Origin of the sequence: Catellatospora bangladeshensis (assembly GCF_016862575.1) — a bacterium.
Classification (GTDB): Bacteria; Actinomycetota; Actinomycetes; order Mycobacteriales; family Micromonosporaceae; genus Catellatospora; species Catellatospora bangladeshensis.
In genome coordinates this window covers 257394-277105 of the sequence record NZ_BONF01000010.1, presented here as the reverse complement: position 1 = coordinate 277105, position 19712 = coordinate 257394, and the positions used below count along the sequence as shown (strand labels likewise).

18 protein-coding genes are annotated in these 19712 nt (G+C 73.3%); 10 read left to right on the top strand and 8 right to left on the bottom strand.

Annotated features, from left to right (window positions below; translation table 11 throughout):
- Positions 1–49 precede the first annotated feature (49 nt).
- The 5 genes from Cba03nite_RS10370 to Cba03nite_RS10350 all read left to right on the top strand — a co-directional run bounded on the left by Cba03nite_RS10370 (position 50) and on the right by Cba03nite_RS10350 (position 6030).
- Complete coding sequence (locus tag Cba03nite_RS10370) at positions 50–256, top strand: helix-hairpin-helix domain-containing protein (protein ID WP_203744615.1); 207 nt, start codon at positions 50–52, stop codon at positions 254–256.
- Positions 257–300: 44 nt separating this feature from the next.
- Positions 301–1359, top strand: a complete 1059-nt coding sequence (locus tag Cba03nite_RS10365) for a serine/threonine protein phosphatase (protein WP_203744613.1) — start codon at positions 301–303, stop codon at positions 1357–1359.
- A 320-nt stretch (positions 1360–1679) separates the two neighbouring features.
- A complete protein-coding gene (locus Cba03nite_RS10360; protein ID WP_203744611.1) occupies positions 1680–4073 on the top strand; it encodes a discoidin domain-containing protein in 2394 nt (797 codons plus the stop codon).
- A gap of 155 nt (positions 4074–4228) precedes the next feature.
- Entirely contained in the window at positions 4229–5401 is a 1173-nt protein-coding gene (locus Cba03nite_RS10355) for an LPXTG cell wall anchor domain-containing protein (RefSeq protein WP_203744609.1), read from the top strand.
- Positions 5398–6030, top strand: a complete 633-nt coding sequence (locus tag Cba03nite_RS10350) for a hypothetical protein (RefSeq protein WP_203744607.1) — start codon at positions 5398–5400, stop codon at positions 6028–6030. Before Cba03nite_RS10355 ends, Cba03nite_RS10350 begins: the two co-directional genes overlap by 4 nt.
- Here the strand turns inward: Cba03nite_RS10350 and Cba03nite_RS10345 are convergent.
- Positions 6024–6539, bottom strand: coding sequence for a DinB family protein (locus tag Cba03nite_RS10345; protein WP_203744605.1), 516 nt, complete (start codon positions 6537–6539; stop codon positions 6024–6026). The two genes, Cba03nite_RS10350 and Cba03nite_RS10345, sit on opposite strands and share 7 nt — an antisense overlap.
- 122 nt (positions 6540–6661) lie before the next feature.
- Between Cba03nite_RS10345 and Cba03nite_RS10340 the strand changes: the two genes are divergently transcribed.
- Together Cba03nite_RS10340 and Cba03nite_RS10335 are read left to right on the top strand one after the other, a co-directional pair.
- Positions 6662–7561: an LLM class flavin-dependent oxidoreductase gene (locus Cba03nite_RS10340; protein ID WP_203744603.1), complete on the top strand. Its 900-nt coding sequence runs from the start codon at positions 6662–6664 to the stop codon at positions 7559–7561.
- Between the two features lie 250 nt (positions 7562–7811).
- Entirely contained in the window at positions 7812–10094 is a 2283-nt protein-coding gene (locus Cba03nite_RS10335) for an FUSC family protein (protein ID WP_203744601.1), read from the top strand.
- A 381-nt stretch (positions 10095–10475) separates the two neighbouring features.
- Here the strand turns inward: Cba03nite_RS10335 and Cba03nite_RS10330 are convergent, their stop codons facing one another.
- Complete coding sequence (locus Cba03nite_RS10330; RefSeq protein ID WP_203744599.1) at positions 10476–11330, bottom strand: class I SAM-dependent methyltransferase; 855 nt, start codon at positions 11328–11330, stop codon at positions 10476–10478.
- Positions 11331–11626: 296 nt separating this feature from the next.
- On the opposite strand from Cba03nite_RS10330, the gene Cba03nite_RS10325 reads away from it, so the two are divergent.
- Positions 11627–13519 carry a glycoside hydrolase family 3 protein gene (locus tag Cba03nite_RS10325; protein WP_203744597.1) on the top strand — a complete coding sequence of 631 codons (1893 nt, stop codon included), beginning with the start codon at positions 11627–11629 and terminating at the stop codon, positions 13517–13519.
- A gap of 45 nt (positions 13520–13564) precedes the next feature.
- On the opposite strand, the gene Cba03nite_RS10320 is transcribed toward Cba03nite_RS10325, so the two are convergent.
- Positions 13565–14644 carry an AI-2E family transporter gene (locus Cba03nite_RS10320; RefSeq protein WP_203744595.1) on the bottom strand — a complete coding sequence of 360 codons (1080 nt, stop codon included), beginning with the start codon at positions 14642–14644 and terminating at the stop codon, positions 13565–13567.
- A 108-nt stretch (positions 14645–14752) separates the two neighbouring features.
- On the opposite strand from Cba03nite_RS10320, the gene Cba03nite_RS10315 reads away from it, so the two are divergent.
- Positions 14753–15712: a DUF1152 domain-containing protein gene (locus tag Cba03nite_RS10315; protein ID WP_203744593.1), complete on the top strand. Its 960-nt coding sequence runs from the start codon at positions 14753–14755 to the stop codon at positions 15710–15712.
- Between the two features lie 30 nt (positions 15713–15742).
- Here Cba03nite_RS10315 and Cba03nite_RS10310 read toward each other — a convergent pair whose 3' ends face one another.
- The 5 genes from Cba03nite_RS10310 to Cba03nite_RS10290 form a co-directional block, all read right to left on the bottom strand.
- Positions 15743–16441, bottom strand: coding sequence for a DUF4386 domain-containing protein (locus Cba03nite_RS10310; RefSeq protein WP_203744590.1), 699 nt, complete (start codon positions 16439–16441; stop codon positions 15743–15745).
- A gap of 84 nt (positions 16442–16525) precedes the next feature.
- A complete protein-coding gene (locus Cba03nite_RS10305) occupies positions 16526–16747 on the bottom strand; it encodes a helix-turn-helix transcriptional regulator (protein ID WP_203744588.1) in 222 nt (73 codons plus the stop codon).
- Positions 16740–17210, bottom strand: a complete 471-nt coding sequence (locus tag Cba03nite_RS10300) for a hypothetical protein (protein ID WP_203744586.1) — start codon at positions 17208–17210, stop codon at positions 16740–16742. The genes Cba03nite_RS10305 and Cba03nite_RS10300 overlap by 8 nt, the downstream gene beginning before the upstream one ends.
- A gap of 109 nt (positions 17211–17319) precedes the next feature.
- Positions 17320–17823: a metallophosphoesterase family protein gene (locus Cba03nite_RS10295; RefSeq protein WP_203744584.1), complete on the bottom strand. Its 504-nt coding sequence runs from the start codon at positions 17821–17823 to the stop codon at positions 17320–17322.
- Positions 17824–17833: 10 nt separating this feature from the next.
- Positions 17834–18745 carry a LysR family transcriptional regulator gene (locus Cba03nite_RS10290; RefSeq protein ID WP_203744582.1) on the bottom strand — a complete coding sequence of 304 codons (912 nt, stop codon included), beginning with the start codon at positions 18743–18745 and terminating at the stop codon, positions 17834–17836.
- Between the two features lie 71 nt (positions 18746–18816).
- Between Cba03nite_RS10290 and Cba03nite_RS10285 the strand changes: the two genes are divergently transcribed.
- Entirely contained in the window at positions 18817–19695 is an 879-nt protein-coding gene (locus tag Cba03nite_RS10285) for a dihydrodipicolinate synthase family protein (protein ID WP_203744580.1), read from the top strand.
- Positions 19696–19712 lie beyond the last annotated feature (17 nt).

The following is a 19712-nucleotide window of genomic DNA, read 5'->3' as shown; positions in this document are numbered from 1 at the left end:
GCCCATGTGCCGGGCGAGTCGGATGATCTCGCGGGTTAGCATCGGGTGCGTGACCGACGATGAGGCTCTCCCCCGGGGCATCGGCAGGCCCGCCACCGGCGCGTTCGCGGAAGCCGGATACACCAGACTCTCGCAGTTCCCCGCCCTGAGCGCGAAAGAGCTGCTCAAGCTGCACGGCGTGGGGCCGAAGGCGATCCGCGTGCTGCGCGAGACGCTGGCCGCGCGCGGGCAGACCTTCGCCGACGAGCGGGAATGACCACCGGCGCCGTGGACCCCCGCACGGGCGGGGGAGACGACATCATGTCCGGACGGGACGCGCGCCTGACCCGGCACCGCCTGGTCGGCGCCGAGCTGGCACGGCTCGGCGACGCCGACCTCACGGCGCGGCTGGCCGCGTCCGGGAACGCCGTCACCAGCATCGGCGGCACCAGCTGCGCGCTGGACGTCGGCGGGATCCGCGTGTTCGTGAAGCGCATCCCGCTCACCGACCTGGAGCTGCGGCCCGAGCACGTCCGCAGCACCGCGAACCTGTTCGACGTGCCCCCGCACTGCCAGTACGGCGTCGGCTCGCCCGGCTTCGGCGCGTGGCGCGAGCTGCAGGCGAGCCTGATGAGCACGGCCGCGGTGGTCGCCGGTGGCACGGCGGTGTTCCCGCTGCTGCACCACTGGCGGGTCCTGCCGGGGCCGCCGCCGGCCAGGCCCGTCGACGTCGACGCGGAGACGGCGTTCTGGGGCGGGGCGTCGGGCGTGCGGCGGCGGCTCAAGGCGCTCGCGGCGGCCTCCGGGACGCTGGTGCTGTGCCTGGAGCACGTGCCGCACCAGCTCGACGCGTGGCTGGCCGGGCCGGTCGCGGCGGGCGGGGACGAACTGCTCGCCGCGTGCCGGATGCTGGAGCACGGCCTGCTCGGCGCCGTGGCCGGATTGCGCGCGGCGGGCCTGCACCACTTCGACGCGCACCTGGGCAACCTGCTGACCGACGGCACCGATGTCTACCTCGGTGACCTCGGCCTGGCCGTCTCGGACCGGTTCGAGCTGTCCGAGGCGGAGCGGGAGTTCCTGGAGCGCAACGAGACCCACGACGCGGCGTACGCGCGCATGCGGCTGGTGAACTGGCTGGTGCAGCGGGTGGCCGGGGTCCCCGTGCCGGACGAGGGCGGCCCGGTCCAGCGCAACGCGTATGTGCGCCGCTGCGCCGAGGGCGCCGCCCCGGCGGGTGTGCCCGCCGAGGTCGCGGACATGATCAGCCGGTACGCGCCGGTCGCGGCCGAGATGAACGACTTCTACTGGCAGCTGTTCGCCGGGGCGACGGCGACGCCCTACCCGGCCGACCGGATCGGCGACCTGCTGGCGGCCGAGTGAGCAGTCTGCGCCCTCACCTGTTCCGACGAGGACCCCGTCATCCGGTGTGACGGGGTCCTCGTGTACCGGAAGCCACTGCTGTGCAACAGATTGCAATGTAGACGGCGGAAAGCTCGGGTGTAACGATCGGATTTTGGAAATGTTTCCGTCGACATCTTGCCGAGCTGATTGCGTGGGCATAGGGTTTTGCCAATCCCCGCCCCGGGGACGCGGTCCCGCTCACCGCCCGTTCGCTGCCGGACATCCGATGTTCCGGCGACGGAGGGTGTCTCGCTCCCATGCCACGCCACCCTCCGGCTGTGCACGAAAGGGAGTGCGTCATGGCAGTAACCCGGCGGAGGTTCGTCGCCTCCGTGGCGTCCGGGTCCGCACTGGCCGCCACCGGCGGCGCCGTCGCGGGAGGCCTCACGGCGGCGAGCCCGGCCGCCGCGGCCAGCCCGCCCGGCGACGTCGTCGGCAAGATCTCGGTCGGCTACCAGGGCTGGTTCGCCGCCATCGGTGACGGCGCGCCGATCAACGGCTGGTGGCACTGGAGCAACAACTGGGGGCAGCCGCCCTCGCCGAGCAACAACGCGATCGTGTCCTGGCCGGACATGCGCGACTACCCGGCGCAGTACCAGACGGCGTACGCCAACCTGGGCAGCGGCCAGCCCGCGAAGCTGTTCTCGTCCTACGACCAGTCCACGGTGAACCTGCACTTCCAGTGGATGCAGCAGCACGGCTGCGACACGGCGGCGCTGCAGCGGTTCAACCCGTTCGGCGGCGAGGGCCCCACCCGCGACGCGATGGCGGCCAAGGTGCGCACCGCCGCGGAGGCCTACGGGCGCAAGTTCTACATCATGTACGACGTCACCAACTGGACCAACATGCAGTCGGAACTGAAGACCGACTGGACCACCAAGATGTCGGCGTACACCGCCTCGCCCGCGTACGCGCGGCAGAACGGCAAGCCGGTCGTGTGCATCTGGGGCTTCGGCTTCAACGACCCGGGCCGCCCGTTCGCGCCCGCGCCGTGCCTGGAGGTCATCAACTGGTTCAAGGCCCAGGGCTGCTACGTCATCGGCGGCGTGCCCACCTACTGGCGGCAGGGCATCAACGACTCCCGGTCCGGCTTCTTCGACGTGTACACGGCGTTCAACATGATCTCGCCGTGGATGGTGGGCCGCACCGGCGACCTGAACGGGCTGGACTGGTTCTACACCAACGTCAACGTGCCCGACCAGGCCGAGTGCAACAACCGGGGCATCGACTACCAGCCCTGCGTGATGCCCGGCGATCTGTCCTCGCACCACCGCTACCACGGCGACTTCTACTGGCGGCACCTCTACAACATGATCCGGGTCGGCGCGCAGGGCCTCTACGTCTCGATGTTCGACGAGTACAACGAGGGCAACCAGATCGCCAAGACCGCCGAGAACGCCTCCCAGGTGCCCACCAACTCCGGCATCGTCACCCTCGACGAGGACGGCACCGTCTGCTCCTCCGACTACTACCTGCGCATCACCGCCGACGGCGGGAGGATGCTCAAGGGGCAGCTCCCGCTGACCGCGGTGCGGCCCACCCAGCCGGTGGTCGGCGGGCAGCCGCCGGTCGACACCAACCTGGCGCTGAACAAGCCCACCTCGGCGAGCAGCGTCAACGGCGGCTTCGGCACCGGCAACGCCGTCGACGGCAACCAGGGCTCGTACTGGGAGAGCGCCAACAACGCGTTCCCGCAGTGGCTGCAGGTCGACCTCGGCGCGGCGGCCACGGTCAGCCGGGTGGTGCTCAAGCTGCCCACCGGCTGGGGCGCCCGCACCCAGACGCTGTCCGTGCAGGGCAGCACCAACGGCTCGACGTTCAGCACGCTGGCCGCGTCGGCCGGGCGGGTGTTCGACCCGGCGCAGGCCAACACCGTCACCATCACGTTCCCGGCGGCGAGCGCGCGGTACGTGCGCCTCGACGTCACCGGCAACACCGGCTGGCCCGCCGCGCAGTGCGCGTCGTTCGAGGTGTACGGCACCGCGCCGCAGGGCGACACGCAGGCCCCGAGCGCCCCCGGCAACCTGACCGTCACCGGCCAGACCAGCAACAGCGTCTCGCTGTCCTGGCAGGCGTCCACCGACAACACCGGCGTCACCGGCTACCAGGTGCGCCAGGCGGGCAACGTCGTCGCGGGCGCGACCGGCACGGCGTACACGGTGACCGGCCTGAACCCGTCCACCACGTACAGCTTCACCGTCACCGCGCAGGACGCGGCGGGCAACACGTCGTCGCCGTCCAACACCGTCTCGGCCACCACCAGCGCGGCGCCCTCGTCCAACCTGGCCCGCAACAAGCCCGCCACGGCCAGCAGCTACAACCAGAACTACGTCCCGGCCAACGCGGTCGACGGCAACGCCGACACGTACTGGGAGAGCGCCAACAACGCGTTCCCGCAGTGGATCCAGGTCGACCTCGGCGCGGCCACCACGATCAGCCGCATCGTGCTCAAGCTGCCCCCGCCCGCGGCCTGGGGCGCACGCACCCAGACCCTGTCCGTGCAGGGCAGCACCAACGGCTCCACGTTCGGCAACCTCGTCGGCTCGGCCGGCTACACCTTCAACCCGGCCTCGGGCAACAGCGTCACCATCACCTTCCCGGCCACCTCCACCCGCTACGTCCGCCTCAACTTCACCGCCAACACCGGCTGGCCCGCCGCCCAGCTCTCCGAATTCGAGATCTGGGCCTCCTGACCCCGCGGCCGCCACGCCGAGGCGCCCCGCGGAAAGGAAGGGCACCTTCTTATCGTTCTGCGTAGAAGAAGGTGCCCTTCTTAACCTTCCAGTGACCGCACCGGCTGTCGGCGGCGGGACAGCGAGGACTCCGCTGCCATGCGAACCTGAACGCGATGCGACCGTCGGCGTTCCTTCACACCGTGCTGCCACTGCTCGCCGTGGCGGTGCTGCATTCTGCCGCGCAGGCCGCCGCACCCGGCACGTCCGTGGCGATCGACCTCGGCGAGCCGGCCGTACGCAGCCGCACCGTCGCATTCGGGCCGACCGCCGCGCCTCAGTCGTTCACCGTCGGCTGCGCCCCTGGCGAGCAGCTGCTCAGCGGCGGATACGGCGATGCGGACCCGGAGGTCCGGGTGCTCGCCAGCCACCCCACCGACGATCAGGGCGGCCCCGTCGCCGCCGGCTCTCAGCCCCGTGCCTGGACCGTCACCGTGCTCGGCCTGCGGCAGTCGGCGGGCTCCCTGCGGGTCAGCGCCCTCTGCCTGGCCGGCGGCGAGGTCACCGCGGCGGCCTTCGCGGGCCCGCCCGCCGACGGCCTGCCGGACCCGCCGCCCGCCGAGTGCCCGTCCGGCACGGTGCGCTCGGGCGGCGGTTACGCGACCGCCTGGCAGGCCAGGCTCGGCGCGGCCGTGGTGAGCGGCAGCCACCCGGTGGGCGAGCGCGGCTGGGCGGTCGACGCCGGGCTGACCCGCGGCCAGGCCGCGCTGCGTGCGTCGAACTGGGCGACGGCGTACGCCGTGTGCCTCACCGGGCCGGTGCAGCCCGTGGCCGTCGAGGACGTCTCGTTCAACCTGGACACCCTGGCGCGCGAATGCGTGCCCGGCATCGCGGCCGGCGTGTGCCTGGTGCCCCGCCTTGGCGTGGCCACCGCGCACTGCCCGCCGGGCGCGCTGACCTCCGGCGGCGGGTTCCGGGCGGGGGACGCCGCGGGGCAGCGGCAGTACTCGGTGGCCGAGGACGGGCCGTCGGCGTACGCGACGTGGACGGTGCGGGTGAGCGCGTACACCACCGACGCCGCACCAGCGCCCATGCGCCTCACCCCGGTCTGCCTGTTCCCCGTCGCCGCGCCGGACGCGCCGGTCGGCGACCTGCTCCCCGACAGCGGCGCCAGCCGAAACCAGGCGCTGACGATCGTCGGCCTGCTCGCGCTGCTGCTGCTCGCCCTGCTCGCCGTGCTGGCGCTGCGCCGGGGGCGACGGCGGCCCACGCCCGTGGGCGGGATCGAGGTCGTGGTGCGCACCGTCCGCACCCGTTACCGCACCGACCAGTACCGGGAGGACGGGTGACCACGGTCCGCGACATCCTGTTCGGGGAACTGCTGCCCGGCGAGGCCGGTGCGGCCGCCCGGGAGGTCGAGCGGGCGGCCGAGCGGCTCGCCGAGGCGGGCGTCGTCGGCGAAGGGCCGCAAACGCCCGCGCCCGCGCTGGCCCGCGCAGTGCTGGCGAAGGTTACCGAGCTGCTCGACATCGAGGTCAGCGACCTGCTGGTCGGCGCGTGGCGCACCCGGTCCGCGCTGCTGGCCGCCGCGCGGGAGACCTACGCCCAGCCCGGCCTGCGGCGAGAGGTGGGCATCCGCAGCTTCACCATGCCGTGGGAGTACGAGGCCGACGTGGACGTGGTCGTCGACGGCCGGACGGTGAGCACGCTGACCGCCGCGGTGACCGTGCAGCTCACGGTCACCGCGCTGGCGGCGGTGGTCGAGGCCGGCCGGCTGACGGCACTGACCGCGGGCGACGCGGTGGCGCACGGGGAGCTGCGGTTCCGCTGCTCAGCGCCGGAGGGCGAGCACACCGTCGTCGAGCGCGAGCGCCCCGTCGACCTGCACCGCGAGCTGCGCCTCGGCGGCGGCGGGGTGGCGCTGATCGACGAGGCCCGCGCCGCCGAGGAGGCGCCTGAGGCGGCCCGGCCTCAGTAGTAGCCGGTCTCGCCGTCGAGGATCTCGCGGATGGTGTCGAGATGGCCGAGGTGCCGGGCGGTCTCCTCGATCATGTGGATGATCATCCAGCGCAGGTTCGCCTGCGCCGACCTGAAGTCGGGATGGCGGCCGGTGTCGTCCAGCGAGTGCGCGGCGATGATCTCGTTGGACCGCGCGCAGGCCTGCTCGTACTCGTCGAGCAGCTCGGACAGCGGACGGCCCGCGGCGACCTTGAAGTCGAGATCCTCCTCGGTCTGGTCGAACGGCGGCGAGTCCGCGGCCTTGCCCAGGAACAGCACCTCGAACCAGCAGTGCTCGGTCCAGCGCAGATGTGACACGAGGCCGGCCACGGTCATCAGCGGCGAGGACGGCAGGACGGCGCGGTGCGCGTCCGCGTCGGACAGGCCCTCGCACTTGTATCGCACGATCGCGCGCTGCATGTCGTACCAGCCCATCAGGGCCGTGCGCTCGTCGGCGTCGAAGGGTGGGCGTACGCGGGAGATGGTCATGAGGGCCGACGCTAGCCCGGGTAGCACGCCCGCGCAGCGGGTTTTCGCGCCGGCCGGCGGGGTCGGCATCGCCGCGCCGGGTCAGGCTGGCGGAGCGCCATCGTGTACGGCAGCATGATCACGTGACCGGATCGGATGCTCAGACGACGACCAGGGTGGGCGCGGTGTTCGTGCCGCAGCTGCCGCCGGAGCGGCTGAAGTCGGTGGCGCAGGCCGCCGACGAGGCCGGGCTCGACGAGCTGTGGCTGTGGGAGGACTGCTTCCTGGAGAGCGGCATCACCACGGCCGTCGCGGCGCTGGCCTGGACGCAGCGGCTCACCGTCGGCGTCGGCCTGCTGCCGGTGCCGCTGCGCAACGTCGCCATCACCGCGATGGAGCTGGCCACCGTGCACCGGCTGTTCCCGGGCCGGGCCCGCATCGCCGTCGGGCACGGTGTGCAGGACTGGATGGGCCAGGTCGGCGCGCGCGCCGAGTCACCGCTCACCCTGCTGCGCGAGCACCTGACCGCGCTGCGGTCCCTGCTGTCCGGGCGGCGCGTCACCAGCTCCGGCCGGTACGTGAAGCTGGACGGCGTCGCCCTGGACTGGCCGCCGCCGAGGATGCCCGAGCTGCTGTCCGGGGCGACGGGTGACCATACGCTGCGGCTGGCCGGCGAGCTGGCCGACGGCACCATTCTCACCGGCGGCAGCACCGTCGCGCAGGTACGCCGGGCGCGCGGGCTGATCGACGAAGGCCGGGCTCGCGCCGGGCGCACCGACCCGCACCGCATCGTGGTGTACCTGCACTGCGCGACCGGCCCCGACGCCGCGTCCCGGATGGAGGCCGAGCGGGTGCGGTGGGGATACGACACCATGGACGGCCACGGCGTCGCCGGTGGCGCGGAGGCGGTGGCGGAAGCGGTGCGCGCCTGGGCGGCCGCCGGCGCCGACACGGTCGTCCTGCAGCCCACCCCCGACGACCCCGACCCGGAGGGCTTCATGGCCTTCGCCGCCCAGGAGGTCACCCCCCTGGTCCACGACTGACCACGGTCCGGCCGGCCCCGGTCGCGGCCCGGCTTCGGGCTGCCTTCGCGGCGTTGATCGCGAGTTCGTGTCATGATCTGCGCTCCAGCCGCAGATCATGACACGAGACCGCGATCATCGAGCGGAACCGCGTGATCACGGGGCCGAATCGCGTGATCACGGGGCCGAATCGCGTGATGATCGCGCCGAACTGCCCGATCATCGCCGGGAACCGGCCGCGCGGGGCGGCGATTCAGGGGACGCTGATGGCGTGACCGAGCGCGGGGACCGGCCGCCGCCGCAGGTGGGCCATACCACCGGCCCGCCGGGCGGGTCGGCGGGTGCACCCGGCGGCGCACCCGGCCGGGCCGCCCACGAGGCTGCGGCCGAACCGTGGTGGGGCCGGCTTTGGTCGAGACAGGCGCTGGTACGCGCCGTGCGGGCCGCCGTGCTGGTCCCGGCGGTGTTCGCGTTCTGCCTGCTGGTGCTGCGGCTGCCGCAGGTGGCGACCTTCGCGGCGTTCGGCGGCTTCGCGAGCCTGGTGCTCGCCTCGTTCGGCGGGACCCGGCGCGACCGGGCCGTGGCGCACCTGATGCTGACCGCGGCGGGCGCGGCGCTGATCGTGATCGGCACGCTGGTCAGCTCGTCCGTGGTCGCCGCGACGGCGGCCACCGCCCTGGTCGCGTTCACCTCGTACTTCGCCGCGGTGATCGGGCCCAACGACGCCTCCGGCGCGGCGGCGGCGATGCTGCCGTACATGCTGGCCGCTTCGGCGGCGGCCCCGGCGCACGTCATCGGCCCGCGGGTGAGCGGCTGGGTGCTGGCCACGGTCGTGGGCGGGATCGCCGTGGTGCTCACCGCGCCCCGTTCGGCCGGCCGCGAGCTGCGCCTGGCCACGGCGACGCTGGCGAGCGGGCTGGCCGACCTGCTGGAGGCCGGAGGGCGGCGGGCCGCCCTGCCCGAGTTGCGGGCGGCGGTGTCCGGTGCCACCCATCAGATGATGGCGCTGTTCGTGTCCGCGCCGTACCGGCCGAGCGGGCTGGTCATCGCCGACCAGGCGATGGCGGGCGCGGTCAGCCAGCTGGAGTGGTGCAAGGGCCTGGTCGCCGACGGCATCGAACGCTGCGGCGACCTGCGCGACGCGCCGCCGACCCAGCGCGCCCCGCTGGAGGCGTCGGCCCGGGTGCTGCGCCAGGCCGCGGCGGTGCTGCGCGGCGAGCCGGTCGACCCGGACCTCGCCGCGCTGGAGCAGGCCCGCGTGGACAGCGTGGCGCAGCTGACCCGGCCCGGCCGCGGCGAGGCGGACGACATGGAGCTGGTCGTCGCCTTCTACGGCCAGACGACCGCCACCTGCGTGCACTCCTTCGCCACCGACGTGCTGATCGCCACCCGGGGCGCCGACCCGCTCACCGCCGGCAGCAGCGTGCGCCGCTGGTACGGCCTGGCCCGGCCGGACCGCCCGCCGCTGGCCCGGCTGGTCACCCTGGCCGGTGTGGCGGGGATCGTGCTGCGCAACGCCAACCTGCGCTCGGTGTGGTTCGTCAACGCGCTCCGCGGCGCGCTGGCCCTGTCCGTGGCCGTGATGATCGTGCAGCTCAGCGACGTGCGCAGCGGCTTCTGGGTGCTGCTGGGCGCGCTGAGCGTGCTGCGCACCAGCGCCGCGTCCACGGGGACCATGGCGGTGAAGGCGATCGTCGGCACCGCGGCCGGGGTGGCGGTGGGCGCGGCGCTGCTGCCCGCGCTGGGCAGATCGCCGGAGGCGCACTGGGCAGCGCTGGTGGTGGCGGTGTTCGTGGTCGCGTACGCGCCCGGCGTGCTGCCGGACGTCGCCGGGCAGGCGGCGTTCACGGTCGTGATCCTGGTGCTCTACGACATCCTCGCGCCCACCGGCTGGACGCTCGGCCTGATCAGGCTCCAGGACGTCGCGATCGGCTGCTCGGTCAGCCTGGTCGCGGGCCTGCTGGTGTGGCCGCGCGGCGCGGGTGACCTGGTCCGCGACGACGTCGCCGAGCTGTACCGCGACGGCGGCGTACGCCTGTCCGAGGCCGTCTCCTGGTCTCTGGGCCTGCGCCCGATACTGCCCGCCCCCGCACAGCGCGCCGCCGGGGCCGGCTTCCGACTTGAGGACGCGCTGCGAGGCTACCTCGCCGAACCCGGCTCGAAGCGGATGAACCGGCAGGACCTCTGGCGCCTCGTCATCGCCGGCGTCCGCCTCCGCCTCACCGCCGACGCCCTCGACGACCTCACGCCGCGCGACGCCTCACCGGACCCGAACTGCGACGCCCTGGTCCGCCACGCCGACGCGCTCGCCGCCTTCTACGCGAGCCTGGCCGACCAGCTCGGCCGCCCCACCGGTCCGATGCCGCCGCCGCTGACCCCACCCGCGCCGGACCGCAGCGAGGTCTCCGGCGCACTGCCCGGCGGCACCGCGCCGCAGCGCCTCCGCCGCCGCTGGGTCGGCGAGCACCTACGACACCTGGAACTCCACCTCGCCGACCTGGTGGTCCCCGCCCAGGCGCTGGCCGTGCAACGCCGTCGTCCCTGGTGGCGCTGAGCGCGCGGCGTCCGCCAAGGTCGCCCGCGACCGGCGGGCTCTCGTCACGGCAGCAGGAGGTATCCGATCGCGACGGCCGCGAACAGCATGGTCGTCATCGTCGCGACCGCGAGGCGGCCGCGCGGGCTCAACGTCGTCATCAGATCTCCTCCAGACGGCGGTACGGGTGTTCGCACCCGGTAAACGCCGCTGGGCACCTCGACGGCGCGCGCCGATCCGGACGGCGTCCTGCCCATGCTGCGCCGTTCGTGGTAAGCCGAACCGTCGGCCGTGCCACGGCCAGACGTGCGTCCGGTGAACAGGCCGTGCGGAGCACGCTTACGGGCTCCGGGGCGGACTCGGCGCCCCGGAGCCCGGCACAGCGGGCGCTACCTCGTGGTTTCAGTCCCGCTGGAAGTGCCAGATGATCGCGGCCGGGGTGGCCTCGTACGCCGCCGCGGCCGCCTCCGGGCACCACTGCCGCGCCTGCGGCCCGCCCGCCCACGGGCTCGGCGTCCAGCGCGGCTCCTCGCAGCGCAGCACCCGCAGCCCCAGCGGCACGGCCGCGTTCAGGTAGTCCCCGGCCAGGAAGCGGCCCGCGGGCAGCAGCTCACGCCGCCCGTCCGGGCCCTCGGCGTGGGCGACCCCGCCCAGGTAGAGCGACATGACGTGGATGTCGGAGACCACCAGGTGCCCGCCGGGCCGCAGCACCCGCGCGAACTCGCCCAGCACCGGCGCCAGGTCCGGCACGTGGGTGAGCGCCAGCGCGCACGTCACCAGATCGACCGAGGCGTCCGGCAGCGGCAGCTCGTGCAGGTCACCGAGCTGGAACGCCGCGCCCGGCACCTTCGCGCGAGCACGGTCGAGCATGTCCGGGGAGCTGTCCACGCCGATCACCCGGTGCCCCCGCGCCGCCAGGTACCCGGTGTGCCGGCCGGTGCCGCAGGCGGCGTCGAGCGCGTCGCCGGGCGGCAGCGTGTCGAGGATGCGGCGGAACACCGGCTCCTCCACCTCGATCAGCGGGTTGCCGGGGTCGTCGTAGGTCCGCGACCAGATGCCGTAGCCGCCGACGGTGTCCACCTGCCCGGCGTCGATCCCGTCGCCGAGCTGCGGCGCCGCCTCGTCGAGCAGCCTGCGCACCTCGGCCAGGCGCGCGTGCACGAAATCGCGGTCCATACCCGGATCACCGGCGAACGAGCGCAGCAGCGCGACGCCCTCCAGTCCGAGCAGGAACGCCAGGGGATGCTGGAATGCCATGGGCGGCAACGCTACGGACGCGGTCCCGGGCAGTCGATCCATTTCGGCTGACGAGGGGGCCACCCCGGCGGCGGCCCGCCGCGTATGAACCGGTGACGGCAACGTCCGGCTTCAGCGCGGAAGCCGATACCCGCCGCGGATTCTGTTACATCGTGCGTTTCACCTGCGGCGCATTATGTTTCAGGATTTCGTTGACACCGCAGCGCGCGCCGTGTTGGCTGGCGGGTGCTCATCGCCGCGAGAGGGGCACTCGCGGCCGTTTCCCCATGCCACCAAACCCCTTCGGGAGAGGCTAGATGACGACGACCGTGTCCGCCCCGCCGACCGCCCCCGCCCCGCCGCCGCGCCGCCCCCTGCTGATCGCCGCCGGGCTGGCACTGGTGCTCCTGGCCGCGGGCGGCGTCTACTGGTTCACCCGCGACGACGGGCAGACCGGCGCGTTCGACCCCGACGCGCCCTACCTGGACGCGTCCCGCCCGGTCGCCGAGCGGGTGGACGACCTGCTGGGCCGGATGACGCTGGACGAGAAGCTGGGCCAGATGACGCAGGCCGAGCGCAAGGAGGTCGGCGCGGGGGAGATCACCTCGTACGCGCTGGGCTCGCTGCTGTCCGGCGGCGGCTCGGTGCCGTCCGACAACACGCCGCAGGGCTGGGCCGACATGTACGACGCGTTCCAGGCCGAGGCCATGGCCACCCGGCTGCGCATCCCGATGATCTACGGGGTGGACGCGGTGCACGGCCACAACAACGTCAAGGGCGCCACCATCTTCCCGCACAACATCGGCCTGGGCGCCACCCGTGACCCGGAGCTGGTCCGCCGCATCGGCGAGACCGTCGCGATCGAGGTGACCGCGACCGGGCTGGACTGGGACTTCGCGCCATGCCTGTGCGTGGCCCGGGACATCCGCTGGGGCCGCACCTACGAGTCGTTCGGCGAGGACCCGGAGCTGGCCTCGGCGATGACCACCATCGTGACCGGCCTGCAGGGCGAGAAGCTGGGCGGGCCGAACTCGGTGCTGGCCACCGCCAAGCACTACGTCGGTGACGGCGGCACCAACGGCGGCAAGGACCAGGGCGACGCGCAGCTGTCCGAGGAGGAGCTGCGGAAGGTCCACCTGCCGCCGTTCCAGGCCGCGGTCAAGGCCGGCGTCGGCTCGGTGATGATCTCGTTCAGCTCGTTCAACGGCGTCAAGCTGCACGGCCATCGGCAGCTCATCACCGACGTGCTCAAGGGCGAGCTGGGCTTCACCGGGTTCGTCGTCTCGGACTGGAACGCCATCGACCAGATCGACGGCGTACGCGACGTGTTCACGCCCGAAGAAGTCAGCGCTGCGGTCAACGCGGGCATCGACATGGTCATGGTGCCCGAGCGCTGGCGCGAGTTCATCAGCGTGCTGCGCGACGAGGTCAACGCGGGCAGGGTGCCGCTGGACCGGATCGACGACGCCAACCGCCGCATCCTGGCCAAGAAGTTCGAGCTGGGCATGTTCGAGCACCCGATGGCCGACCGCTCGCAGTTCGACAAGGTCGGCGCACCGGCCCACCGCGAGCTGGCCCGCCAGGCGGTCCGCCAGTCGCAGGTCCTGCTCAAGAACGACGGCGGCGTCCTGCCCCTGAAGAAGGACAGCAGGATCTTCGTGGCCGGGCGCAACGCCGACGACATCGGCAACCAGTCCGGCGGCTGGACGCTGACCTGGCAGGGCCAGTCCGGCCCGATCACCGACGGCACCACCATCCTCCAGGGCATCCGGGACGCCGTCGGCACCTCCGGCAAGGTCACCTTCAGCGCGGACGGCACCGGCGTGCCCGCCGACACCGACGTCGCCGTGGCCGTCATCGGCGAGACCCCCTACGCCGAGTACGAGGGCGACCGCCCCGACGGCGTGACCCTGACCCAGGCCGACCTCGACACCCTCGCCGAGCTGCGCAAGTCCGGCAAGCCCGTGGTCGTGGTCCTCGTCTCCGGCCGCCCCGTCGACGTCACCGCCCAGCTCCCGCAGTGGCGCGCCCTGCTCGCCGCCTGGCTCCCCGGCACCGAGGGCGCCGGCGTCGCCGACGTCCTCTTCGGCTCCCACAAACCCACCGGCAAACTCCCCATGTCCTGGCCCGCCACCCCCGACCAGGAACCCGTCAACCACGGCGACCCCAAAACCCCCCTCTTCCCCTACGGCTTCGGCCTGACCTACTGACGTTCTACCCCGGCGATCTTGCGTGGACTGTGGGTGCGACACGCGCTAATCGGGCGTATCGTCAACAGTTCGCGCAAGATCGTCGGGATCTTGGCCGTCGGGCGGGGGCGGGGACGGGGCGGTTGGGGGAGCGCGGAGGAGTTCGGCGGTGTGCTGGATTATCGCGGCGACGGGGGCGGCGATCATCACGCCGATGATGCCGGCGAGCAGGCCGCCCACGACGGTGGCGAGCAGGATGGTCAGCGGGCGCATGCGCAGCGCGGCGCCGTAGGCGAACGGCTGGAGCAGCGTCTGCAGCGTGCCGTTGGCCAGGAACACCACGAGCGTCATGATCAGCGCCGTCTTCGGGCCGCCCGAGGCGAGCGCGATGAGCACCGCGAACGCCCCCGCGACCCAGGCTCCCAGGTAGGGCACGTAGTTGCCGAGCAGCGTGATGATCAGCAGGGTGCCGATCAGCGGCACGCCGAGCGCCAGCGCGCCGAGCCCGACCACGGCCGCGTTGAACGCCCCGAGCAGGGTCAGGCCCACCACGTAACCGCGGATGATGCGGCCGACCTGGTCCATCCAGGCGCGCCCGAGCGGGATCCACGGCTCCGCCCCGCGCGCCATCCGCGGGCCGTCCTTGAGCATGAAGAACGTGGTGAACAGGAACACGAACAGCCCCACGAACAGGCTCGCGGTGGTGCCCGCGAGGTTCCCCAGCTTCGGCAGGAGCCCGGACACCAGTGTCGAACCGCGGTCCTCCAGCGAGTCGCGGGCCGACTCGGCGAGCGAGCCCTGCAGGCCTCTCGACTGCAGCCATGCGTGCAGGTCCGCCACGGCCTTGTTCATGGCCGCGGTCAGCTCGCTCCACTGGCTGGCCAGGCCGGTGACCACCAGCCACACCACGAGGATGCCCAGAAAGATCAGCAGCAGCACGCCCAGCCCGGCGCCGAGGCCGCGCCGCAGCCCGCGGCGGGCGAGGGCGTCCACTCCGGGCGACAGCGCCAGGGACACGCACAGCGCCCCCAGCAGCGCGACGACCAGAGGCTTGAGCAGCAGGATCACGAAGACGCCGATGGCGACGGCGACGGCGATGCCCACCAGCGCCCACGCCTTCGATCCGGCCGTCCGGAGTGCGTCCATCAGCTCGCCTTCGTCCCTTTAGATCACATTTCATGTTAGGTGACGAGCGGGCCGCTCCGGGCGATAAGCAGCTGCGACGGGCGCGCGTCGGCGGCTACCGTGCGGGCCGTGCACGCACTCTTCGAACCCCCGGTCTCCCAGCGGCTCCGCCAGGCGCGGCACGTGCTCGTCGCGGGCGCGGGCGGCGGTTTCGACGTGTACGCCGGGCTGCCGCTCGCGTTCGCGCTGCGCAACGCGGGCACCCGGGTCACCCTGGCGAGCTTCGCCGTCAGCGAGCTCGGGCAGCTCGGTCCAGGCGCCTGGCGGCGCACCGGCCTGGCCACGGTGCGCCCGGACAGTCCGGGCAACGACCGCTACTTCCCCGAACGCACGCTCGCTCGGTGGCTGGCGGGGCAGGGCCATGATCCCGTCGTGTACGCCTTCCAGCGCACCGGCGTCCGCCCGCTGCGGGCCGCGTACCGGGCACTGATCGAGTCGCTGGGGATCGACGCGGTGGTGCTCGCCGACGGCGGCACCGACATCCTCATGCGCGGCGACGAGGCCGGTCTCGGCACGCCCGAGGAGGACATGACCAGCCTCGCCGCCGTCGCCGGCCTCAAGGTGCCGGTCAAGCTCGTGGTCAGCCTGGGCTTCGGCATCGACGCCCACCACGGCGTATGCCACGCGCACGTGCTGGAGAACCTCGCCGCGCTGCAGCGCGCCGGGGCGTACCTCGGCGCCTTCTCCATCCCGCCCGGCAGCGCGGAGGCTCGCGCGTACGTGGACGCCGTCGCACACGCGGCAAGGGAGACCCCCTTGCACGCCAGCATCGTGAACACGCAGGTCGCGGCGGCGCTGCGCGGCGAGTTCGGCGACGTGCACAGCACCGGGCGCACGGCGGGCACCGAGCTGTTCGTCAACCCTCTGATGGCGATGTACTTCACCGCCGACCTGGACGGGCTGGCCCGGCACGTGCACTACCTGGACGGCCTGGAGCGGACCCGGACGCCGATGGAGGTGGCGCTTGCGATCGAGGCGTACCGCGAGGGTCTGGACCGCACCCGGGCCCGGCGAGCCATCCCGCACTGAGCGCGCGGAGCGGCTCGCCCGGCCCGACGGCTATCGGGTGGTGCTGTCCACCCGCGCCTGCTCCAGCTGCTGACCCGTCCGCCGCACGCCGACGATCAGCAGGTACAGCAGCAGCCCGAACTCGGCGAGGCTGGTCGGCACCGAGACCGCCGTGCGGACCGTCTCCGGCAGTCCGGGCGCCGCGAAGAACAGCAGCGGGTCGGCCAGCCACGTGATCACGCCGACCAGCAGGAGCACGCCCAGCGCCGTGGGGAACAGCGCCGAACGCATGGCTACGTACGCCACGGGCAGCAGCCACAGCCCGAACAGGACGCCGCCCAGCACGTACCCGTGGTGGTGCAGGTCGAGCAGCAGCAGCGCCAGCCCGCTGTCGTACGCGGGGTCGGTGGCGACGAGCATCGCCCCGGCGTGGAACACGGAGTTCGCCAGGATCGCCGTGGCACCGCCCGTGACGAGCACCAGCAGGGCGGTCGCCGCGCGTCGGTGTGACTCGTGCAGCAGCCGGTGCAGGGTGAGGCCGAGCAGGATGAACGCGATCGCCATGAGCAGGTCGGCGGCCAGGCCGAGGCGGAACAGCGTCTCGTCGGCGGTGATGTTCGCGGCGGTGGCGGCGGCGTCGCCGGGCACCCGGACGCGGTCGCGTACGTACAGCTCGGCGAAGCCGCCGAACACGGCCACTGCCAGGTAACACAGCCCGGCGAGGCGGCCGAGCGTCTTGGGGTCGGACATGGCGTCTCCTAAGCCCGTCTGCGGGCGCGGTGAGGGAAGGCCGCGTGCCTCGCGCACGCGAACCGGGAGAAGAGGGTGAGCTGCCTAGCCGGCGTCGGGGTACTGGAACACGTCGTCCAGCGGCACCCCGAAGACGCGGGCGATCTGGAACGCCATCTCCAGCGACGGCGAGTATCTGCCCTGCTCGATGGCGATGACGGTCTGGCGGGTGACGCCGAGCCGCTCGGCGAGCGCGGCCTGGGTCATGTCGTCGTGCCGGGCGCGCAGGGCGCGGATCGAGTTGGTGACGCGGGTGGGCTTAACCATGGAACCCCCCGCGGTAGGCGCGGATCTTCGCGACCGCACCCCAGGTGGTGCCGACGGCGCCGATGAGGAACAGCGCGTTGCCGATCCAGAACTGGTCGGCCCGCAGCATCGCGAGCACCAAGACCGCCGCCGCGCCGAACCCCGTGATCGCCTGGGCGATGCGGTCGCCGTGCCGGTTGATGTCGCGGTCGCGGACGTCCGTCTCCATCCTGGCCTCGCGGGAGACGATCGCCGACATGATCGCTGAGATGATCGAGCCGATGATCGAGGCGACGATGACGGCGCCGATCGACCAGAGCATCGGCCCGGCCCAGGCGACCTCGCCGACGGGCCGGCTCAGCAGCCGGGGGATCACCACGGCGAGATACCCCAGCGTGCTGAGCGGCACGAGGATCGCGGCCAGCCAGGTGTTGCGCTCCTCGAAGGTCATGGGCACGCGGTCGGTGTCGGCCTCGGGGGTCATGACGGCATCCTCTCGCGCGGGGCGGGCGGCGGATCACGCGCATCGCCCATGTAAAGAATTCTTGACACCATCACGGTAGGCTGCGACCCCGGGTGGTGTCAATAATTCTTTACACCGATGCCGGTATCCGATGTAGCTGGACGTCGGTGAGCAGCCCGTTCATGGCCGTCGCGGTCAGGTAGGTGTGGTGCGGCTGACGTCGCCGGTCGGTCGGCGAGCCCGGGTTGAGCAGGCGCAACCCGTTCGGGGCCACCGTGTCCCAGGGGATGTGCGAGTGGCCGAAGACCAGCACGTCGGCGTCCGGGTACGACTGCGCGCACCGGCGCTCCCGGCCGCTCGCCGGGCCGGTCTCGTGCACCACCGCGAGGCGCAGCCCGGCCAGCTCGGCATGGGCGATCTCCGGCAGCCGGGCGCGCAGGGCGGGACCGTCGTTGTTGCCGTACACCCCGATCAGCCTGCGGGAGCGGGCCTCCAGCGCGTCGAGCAGTGCCACGTCGACCCAGTCCCCGGCGTGCACCACCACGTCCGCGCCGTCCACCGCGGCCCACAGCGGTGCGGGCAGATCCCTGGCTCGCTTCGGCACGTGCGTGTCCGCCATGATCACCAGTCGCATCACCTCCACGCTACGCGCCCGGCCCGGCGGCGGAGGCGAGGTACGCGGCGGTGGCGGTGCGGACGGCGGTGACGCAGGCGGACACCGCGGGGTGGCCGCCGGAGCCGCGGCGGTACGCGAGCCGGGTGCGCCGGCGTGAGGGCAGCGGCACCAGCCGCACGCCGGGCGGCGCGTGCACCGCGCCGAGCTGCGGCACCAGGGCCACCCCCTGCCCAGCCGCGACCAGGGCGAGCACGGCCGTGAAGTCGTCGGCGTGATGGCGTACCCGGGGCTGGTAGCCCGCCGCCTGGCAGGTGCGCAGCGCCACGGTGTGGCACAGGGTGCCCGGCGTGCCCGCGATCCAGGCGCGGTGCTCGACCGTGGCGATGGGGTCGCCGTCCACCGGGTGGTCGGCGGGCAGCGCGAGGAAGACCGTCTCGTCGAGCAGCGGCTCCGACTCCACGGTCGGATCGGGGGTGACCGGCGCGAGGTCGTAGTCGTGCAGCAGCGCCACGTCCAGGCGGCGTTCGCGCAGCGCGTCGGGCATGTGCACCGGGTCCAGCTCGGTGACCATCAGGTCGAGGGCCGGGTGTTCGCGGCCGAGCGCGACCAGCGCGGCGGGCAGCAGGGTGCGCACCGCGGTCGGGAACGCGCCGATCCGGACGGTGCCGTGCAGGCCGCTGCGCGCGGCGGCCAGCGTCGCCGTCGCCGCCTCCAGCGCGGCCAGCACCGTCTCGGCGTGCCGGACCAGCGCGGTGCCCGCCGGGGTGAGGGTGACGCCCCGGCCGGTGCGCTCCAGCAGCGGCACGCCCGCCTCCCGCTGCAGCGCCGCGAGCTGCTGCGAGACCGCCGAGGGGGAGTAGGTGTGGGCCTGCGCGACGGCGGCGATGGTGCCCAGCCGGGCCAGGTCGCGCAGCAGGCGCAGGCGGCGTACGTCAAGCATCAGCTCAGCTTACGGATCCCCTCAGGAACCGGAACTGGTCCTTCCGGGTCCGGGGCGGCAGCATCGGTGACATGACGACACTGCACGGGCTCTGGATTCCACTGGTCACCCCGTTCGACGCGGACGGTGGGGTGGCGCACGGCGCGCTGGAGCGGCTGGCCCACGACAGCCTGGACGCGGGCGCGACCGGGCTGGTCGCCCTCGGCAGCACCGGCGAGCCGGGCGCGCTGACCGAAGCGGAGAAGCACGCAGTCGTGGCGACCGTCGCGCGGGTGTGCCGGGAGCGCTCAGCGCCGCTGATCGTCGGCGCCGCCACCGCCGAGGCGCTGGCCGCGCTCGGGGAGGTGCCGGAGGCGACGGCGGCGCTGACCGTGGTGCCGCCGTTCGTCCGGCCGGGCGAGGCCGCCGTGGTGGCCCACTTCGCGCGGCTGGCCGCGGCGAGCCCGGTGCCGCTGGTCGTGTACGACATCCCGTACCGCACCGGGCAGTACCTGTCCGTGACGGCGCTGCGGCAGCTGGCCGCCCTGCCGAACGTGGCCGGGGTGAAGTACGCCGTCGGCGGCCTCAACGAGGACACGATCGCGCTGCTGGCCGAGCCGCTGCCGGGGTTCGCGGTGCTCGGCGGCGACGACGCGTTCATCTCGCCGCTGCTCGCGCTGGGCGCGCGCGGCGGCATCCTCGCCTCCGCGCACCTGGCCACGGCACAGTTCGCCCACCTCGTCACCGCCTGGCGGGACGGCTACGCGGTACGCGCCCGCGCGCTCGGGCACCGGCTCGCGCCGCTGTCGCAGGCGCTGTTCGCCGAGCCCAACCCGACCGTCATCAAGGCCGCGCTGCACGCGCAGGGCCGCATCCCGACCCCCTCGGTGCGCCCGCCGCTGCTGGAGGCCGACCCCGACAGCACCGCCGCCGCGCTCAAGCAGCTCGCCGAGATCGGCAGCCCTTCCTGACCCTGCTCGCGGCCCGA

Coding starts and splice junctions, on each gene's coding strand:
- Cba03nite_RS10365 (WP_203744613.1), top strand. CDS start 301: ATGTCCGGACGGGACGCGCGCCTGACCCGGCACCGCCTGGTCGGCGCC.
- Cba03nite_RS10360 (WP_203744611.1), top strand. CDS start 1,680: ATGGCAGTAACCCGGCGGAGGTTCGTCGCCTCCGTGGCGTCCGGGTCC.
- Cba03nite_RS10355 (WP_203744609.1), top strand. CDS start 4,229: ATGCGACCGTCGGCGTTCCTTCACACCGTGCTGCCACTGCTCGCCGTG.
- Cba03nite_RS10345 (WP_203744605.1), bottom strand. CDS start 6,539: ATGACCATCTCCCGCGTACGCCCACCCTTCGACGCCGACGAGCGCACG.
- Cba03nite_RS10330 (WP_203744599.1), bottom strand. CDS start 11,330: ATGGCATTCCAGCATCCCCTGGCGTTCCTGCTCGGACTGGAGGGCGTC.
- Cba03nite_RS10325 (WP_203744597.1), top strand. CDS start 11,627: ATGACGACGACCGTGTCCGCCCCGCCGACCGCCCCCGCCCCGCCGCCG.
- Cba03nite_RS10320 (WP_203744595.1), bottom strand. CDS start 14,644: ATGGACGCACTCCGGACGGCCGGATCGAAGGCGTGGGCGCTGGTGGGC.
- Cba03nite_RS10310 (WP_203744590.1), bottom strand. CDS start 16,441: ATGTCCGACCCCAAGACGCTCGGCCGCCTCGCCGGGCTGTGTTACCTG.
- Cba03nite_RS10305 (WP_203744588.1), bottom strand. CDS start 16,747: ATGGTTAAGCCCACCCGCGTCACCAACTCGATCCGCGCCCTGCGCGCC.
- Cba03nite_RS10300 (WP_203744586.1), bottom strand. CDS start 17,210: ATGACCCCCGAGGCCGACACCGACCGCGTGCCCATGACCTTCGAGGAG.
- Cba03nite_RS10295 (WP_203744584.1), bottom strand. CDS start 17,823: ATGCGACTGGTGATCATGGCGGACACGCACGTGCCGAAGCGAGCCAGG.
- Cba03nite_RS10290 (WP_203744582.1), bottom strand. CDS start 18,745: ATGCTTGACGTACGCCGCCTGCGCCTGCTGCGCGACCTGGCCCGGCTG.
- Cba03nite_RS10285 (WP_203744580.1), top strand. CDS start 18,817: ATGACGACACTGCACGGGCTCTGGATTCCACTGGTCACCCCGTTCGAC.